Genomic DNA, 5,690 nt, shown 5'->3' with positions numbered 1-5,690 from the left:
GGGCGCTGGGCTTCGCGTGGGGGGTTGTCGGGGTTGTTGGGGGCGGGGCCGGCCTGTGCGAGCACCCCCCCCCCCAAACCCCCCCCACCACCAGCCAGAACCCCGCGGCGCGCGACGGTCCCGGCCACGCACGGACGTCGCATCCAGCCGTACCCCCATCCAACCGCCCGCCCACCACCCTTGAAGCGGACTGAAGGCCGCCCACCCCGCTACGACATGGGGTTAAAGCGGACAGAAGACGTCGTTGGCGTGGTCGGCGATGGCGGCGCCGGTCACCGTCGCGGTGAGCGGGAGGATCTCCAGGCAGCGACGGATCGCCGGGGCCATCATCGGGTTGGGTACGCGGAGCGAGACCGTGCAGTGCGGAACCCAGCGGCCTGGCCGATAGTGATCCCACACCTCGACGCCGCCGGCCGCCAGGTGCTCGTGGATCACCCGGTGGTGGGCGAGCAACTCCTCGGTCACGGTCACGCCCAGCCAGAGCACCCGGCCGACGAACTGGCCCACGAAGTCGAGGCTCAGCGTCAAGCCACGGCCGACGGTCAGGCCGGTCAGCGCGCCGGCGGCGGCGACCGGGTCCATGGTGCGGGCCGCGGCCAGCGAGACGTGCGGACGGTGCTTCTGGTGCAGGGAACCCATGGTCGGGATGCCCTCGGCCTCCAGGGCACGCCAGAGCGTGCGGAGACGACGATTGGCGTCGACGTCCAGGTAGAGCTCTAACGCGGCGACCAAGTACGCGTCAGCCGAGAACGGTCACGACGACCGGGTTGCTGATGATCGTGCCGAGGCGGCCGTAGAGCTGGTACTGACCGGCGTCGGGTGCGGCGCCGGACGGCTGGTCGCCGGTGCACGCGGTGGACTGGCGGCCGTTCCAGGTGACCTTGTACTCGCGCTCCTGGCCCGCGGTGAAGGACTGGACGTCGTTGCCCTTGGCGGTGCTGCACTTGTCGGACGACCAGTACTTCTGCGCGCCCTGGAAGAGGTAGAGCTCCTGCGGGTCCGAGCCGACGTCACGGGTACACGTCCGCGAACCGGTGTTCTTGATCTTGAGACGGATCTCCAGGCTCGCGCCGCGCTGGACCGTGGTCTCCGCCGGGATCGGCGACACCGACATCTCGGTGTCCGCGCAGGTGCTGCCGGAGGCCTGGGTCACCGAGGTGTCCGTGCCGGTGCCCGACGTCGCCTGGGCGGTACCGTCCGCACCGGCCTGTTCGGACTGGACCTCCTGCGGGTCGGGGTAGACCTCACCGCCCGGCGCCACCGAGTCGAGCACGTCGTCGTCCGGGGTCGGCGAACTGCTCGCCTTGGTCGGCGAGGCCGGTGCCGGTGTCGGGTACTCCGACGACGTCTTCTTCGTCGCGGGGTCGTCGTCCCCGCCGGAGCACTGCACGAACAGCACGATGACGGCGAGCAGCACCGCACCGAGCACGACCGCACGCCGCCGCCAATAGACCGCGGGTGGGAGGGGACCAACCGTCGCACGCATGATGCGGCCCACGTTAGACCCGGAACCGGGCACATCGCGCACGACGCGCCGGTCGGGCGACACCAACCTGGCGGCTCGGTCGTTAGAGATAAACTTTGCGCTGGTAGACGGCGTGCGCCCCGGCCACCCGATCGAGGAACAGCTTGCCCGCACAGTGATCGACCTCATGCTGCAGGGCCCGCGCCTCGAACGCGTCCGTGGTGAGCGTGACCGGCTCACCGCTGCCCGGCAGTACCGCCTCGACCACGATCCGGGCGGCCCGCTTCACGTCACCGGTCAGGTCCGGCACCGACATGCAGCCCTCCCGCCCCGTGCGCCACCGGCTCGCCTCGACGATCTTCGCGTTGCAGAGCACGAACGTGCCGTGCGTGGTCGCGGCCTTCGGGTGGTCCGTCACGTCCACACAGAAGACCTGGACGCCGACGCCGACCTGCGGGGCGGCCAGCCCGACACAACCCGGTGACACCCGCATGGTGGCGACCAGATCGGCGGCCAGCCGGACGATCTCCGGGTCGGTGGGGTCGACCTCGGCGCCGGCCGTACTCAGCAGGCTCGCCGGGGCGGTGACGATCGGGCGTACCGCGCCCTCCGGGCCGGTCCAGCGCGGACTCACAGCAGCTCCGCCGAGGCCCGGCGCAGCGTCACCTCGACGCCGAGCTCGGCCCCGGCCACCGCGAGCTGCTCGGCCAGCTGCTCGGCGGCGTCCGAGGGCAGGTCCACCTCGGCGACGAGCAGGTAGAGCGGACCGGTCAGCCGGGTGGTGAGATCGGTGATGTTGCCACCGGCCGCGGCGACCACCCGGGTGACCGCGGAGACGATGCCGAGCCGGTCCGCCCCGTGCACGCTGACCAGGTACGGGTCGCCGTTCAGGGCACCGGCGGCCTCCGGCTCGACCCGGCGTACGGTGGCCAGCAGCCCACCACCGGTCACCGCGGTGAGCGCGGCCTCGGCCTCCGCCGCGCTCGGCCCGGTGCAGATCAGGGTCATCGCGAAGTGGCCGCGCAGGCGGGTCATCGTCGAATCGGTCAGGTTCGCACCGACCCCCGCGAGTGCCTCGGCGACGTCCGCGACGATGCCGGTCCGGTCCGGTCCGATGACGGTGATGGCGAGCTCATGCACCCGCCTACAGTAAGTCCTGCTATGACTCTCGCCGACGACGCCATCACCTGGTACGACGCCAATGCCCGGGATCTGCCCTGGCGGCAGCCGGAAACCACCCCTTGGGGGGTACTCGTGAGCGAGGTGATGCTCCAGCAGACCCCGGTGGTCCGGGTGGAGCCCGCCTGGCGCTCCTGGATGACCCGCTGGCCGATACCGGCCGCCCTCGCCGCCGACCCGCAGTCCGAGGCGATCCGGATGTGGGGGCGGCTCGGCTACCCACGCCGGGCCATGCGCCTGCACGCCTGCGCGACAGCGATCGTGGAACGCCACGGCGGGCAGGTCCCCGACGATCTCGATCAGCTACTCGCACTGCCGGGGGTGGGCACCTACACCGGACGGGCGGTGGCGACCTTCGCGTACGGGCAGCGCCATCCGGTGGTGGACACCAACGTACGCCGGGTGGTCTGTCGCGCGGTCGAGGGCAAGCCGGACGCGGGCCCGGCGACCACGACGGCCGACCTGGTCGCGATGGAGGAGCTGCTCCCGCTCGACGTGCCGACGGCGGCCCGGGCGAGCATCGCGTTCATGGAGCTGGGCGCGATCGTCTGCACGGCGCGCGCCCCCAAGTGCGTCGACTGCCCGTTCCACGCGGTCTGTGCCTGGCGTCTGAAGGGGGAGCCGCTCCCGGAGGGGCCGAGCCGCAAACCGCAGCGGTACGCGGGCACCGACCGCCAGGTCCGCGGCCTGCTGCTGGAGGTCCTGCGCCACGCGACCGGGCCGGTACCCCGCCAGCGCCTCGACCTGGTCTGGACCGACGACGTCCAGCGCGCCCGGGCACTCTCCGGCCTGGTCGACGACGGCCTGGTCGAGCCCCTCGGCTCCGACGATTTCATCCTCGCCGGCGACGCCCCCAAGGGCGAGGTTCAAACCCTTTTCTAGGTACGGGCCGCGCGGGCGGAGCGGTTCTGGGCCGGGGAAGCCCTCAGACGCGTCACCAGAGCCGCAGGCAACGGATAGTGCGTCTCGGGTGGGAGGAGTGCGGTGGCGGCCGTGATGTCGCCGGCGGTGACGTGCGTGTGGATCTCGTGGGCCAGCGGTGTCACGTCGGCGATGCCGAGCGTCCCGTCGTCGACGTAGCGGGCGACGGCCGCACCGCCGAGCCCAACCTGGAGGGCACGGCCGACGGCTGCCGCTCACTCCGGCAACAACGCACCACCCACCGCAACCCGCCGCAGATGGGCTCCCCTGAAGGTTTTGGGCGGGCCGGAGACAACCGCAGGCCGCAACAGCATCACGGGCTGAAGCAGCATCACAGGCCGGAGCAGCCGTCGCAGGCCGGAGCAGCCGTCACGGGCAGGATCGGACACGAAAAGGCCCGGCCACCGAAGCGGCCGGGCCAGTTCACGTCAGGGACGGGTCACTCTTCGCTGGTGGCGGTACCCAGGTCGGCCGGAACCGCGTCCGGCACGGTGACCCCGCGGTCGGCGCCGCGGAAGACCAGCTTGGACTTCTCCACGTTGGCCGGGTCGCCCTCGCAGTCGACCACGACGATCTGGCCGGGGCGCAGCTCGTTGAAGAGGATCTGCTCCGACAGGGTGTCCTCGAGGTCCCGCTGGATGGTCCGGCGCAGCGGCCGGGCGCCCAGGACGGGGTCGAAGCCCTTGTTCGCCAGGTACTTCTTGGCGTTGTCGGTCAGCTCGAGACCCATGTCCTTGTTCTTCAGCTGCCCCTCGATGCGGGCGGTGAAGATGTCCACGATCTGCAGGATCTCGTTCTGCCGCAGCTGGTGGAAGACGATGGTGTCGTCGATACGGTTCAGGAACTCGGGCCGGAAGTGCTGCTTGAGCTCGTCGTTGACCTTGACCTTCATCCGGTCGTAGTTCGACTCCTCCGCCTCCGACGCCTGGAAGCCGAGGGAGACGGCCTTGGCCACGTCCCGGGTGCCCAGGTTGGTGGTCAGGATGATGACCGTGTTCTTGAAGTCCACGATCCGGCCCTGACCGTCGGTGAGCCGACCGTCCTCCAGGATCTGCAGGAGGGTGTTGAAGACGTCCGGGTGGGCCTTCTCGATCTCGTCGAAGAGGACAACGCTGAACGGCTTGCGGCGAACCTTCTCGGTCAGCTGGCCACCCTCGTCGTAGCCGACGTAGCCGGGAGGGGCACCGACCAGGCGGGACACGGTGTACCGATCGTGGAACTCGGACATGTCCAGCTGGATCAGCGCGTCCTCGCTGCCGAACAGGAACTCGGCGAGCGCCTTGGAGAGCTCGGTCTTACCGACACCGGACGGGCCGGCGAAGATGAACGAGCCGGAGGGCCGCTTCGGGTCCTTCAGGCCGGCACGCGTACGCCGGATCGCCTTGGAGACGGCCTGGACCGCGTCCTCCTGGCCGATGACGCGCTTGTGGAGCTCGTCCTCCATGCGCAGCAGCCGGGTGGTCTCCTCCTCGGTCAGCTTGTAGACCGGGATGCCGGTCCAGTTGCCCAGGACCTCGGCGATCTGCTCGTCGTCGACCTCGGACACCACGTCCAGGTCGCCGGCCTTCCACTCCTTCTCCCGCTGAGCCTTCTGGTTCAGCAGCTGCTTCTCCTTGTCGCGCAGCTGGGCGGCGCGCTCGAAGTCCTGCGCGTCGATCGCGGACTCCTTGTCGCGGCGCACCTGGGCGATGCGCTCGTCGAAGTCACGCAGGTCCGGCGGCGCGGTCATCCGGCGGATCCGCATCCGTGCCCCGGCCTCGTCGATCAGGTCGATCGCCTTGTCCGGCAGGAACCGGTCCGAGATGTACCGGTCGGCCAGCGTCGCGGCGGCGACCAGGGCCGCGTCGGTGATGCTGATCCGGTGGTGCGCCTCGTAGCGGTCGCGCAGGCCCTTGAGGATCTCGATGGTGTGCGCCAGCGACGGCTCGCCGACCTGGATGGGCTGGAAGCGGCGCTCGAGCGCGGCGTCCTTCTCCAGGTGCTTGCGGTACTCGTCCAGCGTGGTGGCACCGATGGTCTGCAGCTCGCCGCGGGCCAGCATCGGCTTGAGGATCGAGGCGGCGTCGATCGCGCCCTCGGCCGCACCCGCACCGACCAGGGTGTGGATCTCGTCGATGAACAGGAT

General features: G+C 70.5%; 6 protein-coding genes and 1 pseudogene. 1 reads left to right on the top strand and 6 read right to left on the bottom strand.

Features of this window, described 5'->3' with window-relative positions; translation table 11 throughout:
• Nucleotides 1–222 precede the first annotated feature (222 nt).
• The 4 genes from AB0M08_RS47105 to AB0M08_RS47090 all read right to left on the bottom strand — a co-directional run bounded on the left by AB0M08_RS47105 (nucleotide 223) and on the right by AB0M08_RS47090 (nucleotide 2,605).
• Entirely contained in the window at nucleotides 223–732 is a 510-nt protein-coding gene (locus AB0M08_RS47105) for a 2'-5' RNA ligase family protein (protein ID WP_364508799.1), read from the bottom strand.
• Nucleotides 733–739: 7 nt separating this feature from the next.
• Nucleotides 740–1,486 (bottom strand): adhesin, encoded by a 747-nt coding sequence (locus AB0M08_RS47100; protein WP_364508796.1) that lies wholly within the window; start codon nucleotides 1,484–1,486, stop codon nucleotides 740–742.
• Nucleotides 1,487–1,568: 82 nt separating this feature from the next.
• Complete coding sequence (gene def / locus AB0M08_RS47095) at nucleotides 1,569–2,099, bottom strand: peptide deformylase (protein WP_364508793.1); 531 nt, start codon at nucleotides 2,097–2,099, stop codon at nucleotides 1,569–1,571.
• The gene (locus AB0M08_RS47090) at nucleotides 2,096–2,605 is read right to left on the bottom strand and encodes an ACT domain-containing protein (RefSeq protein WP_364508790.1); all 510 of its coding nucleotides are present in this window, start codon (nucleotides 2,603–2,605) and stop codon (nucleotides 2,096–2,098) included. The genes def and AB0M08_RS47090 overlap by 4 nt, the downstream gene beginning before the upstream one ends.
• A 21-nt stretch (nucleotides 2,606–2,626) precedes the next feature.
• On the opposite strand from AB0M08_RS47090, the gene AB0M08_RS47085 reads away from it, so the two are divergent.
• Entirely contained in the window at nucleotides 2,627–3,526 is a 900-nt protein-coding gene (locus AB0M08_RS47085; RefSeq protein ID WP_364508788.1) for an A/G-specific adenine glycosylase, read from the top strand.
• On the opposite strand, the pseudogene AB0M08_RS47080 reads toward AB0M08_RS47085, so the two are convergent.
• Together AB0M08_RS47080 and AB0M08_RS47075 are read right to left on the bottom strand one after the other, a co-directional pair.
• Nucleotides 3,523–3,756 (bottom strand): annotated as a pseudogene (locus tag AB0M08_RS47080) (DUF4291 family protein); the annotation flags it as partial. The gene AB0M08_RS47085 and the pseudogene AB0M08_RS47080 overlap by 4 nt on opposite strands.
• 248 nt (nucleotides 3,757–4,004) lie before the next feature.
• Nucleotides 4,005–5,690 (bottom strand): AAA family ATPase (locus AB0M08_RS47075; protein ID WP_364508785.1); only part of this gene is annotated, 1,686 nt, incomplete at its 5' end.

This window comes from Actinoplanes sp. NPDC051851 (assembly GCF_040681165.1).
Taxonomy (GTDB): domain Bacteria; phylum Actinomycetota; class Actinomycetes; order Mycobacteriales; family Micromonosporaceae; genus Actinoplanes.
This window is presented reverse-complemented; position numbering and strand designations above follow the sequence as displayed.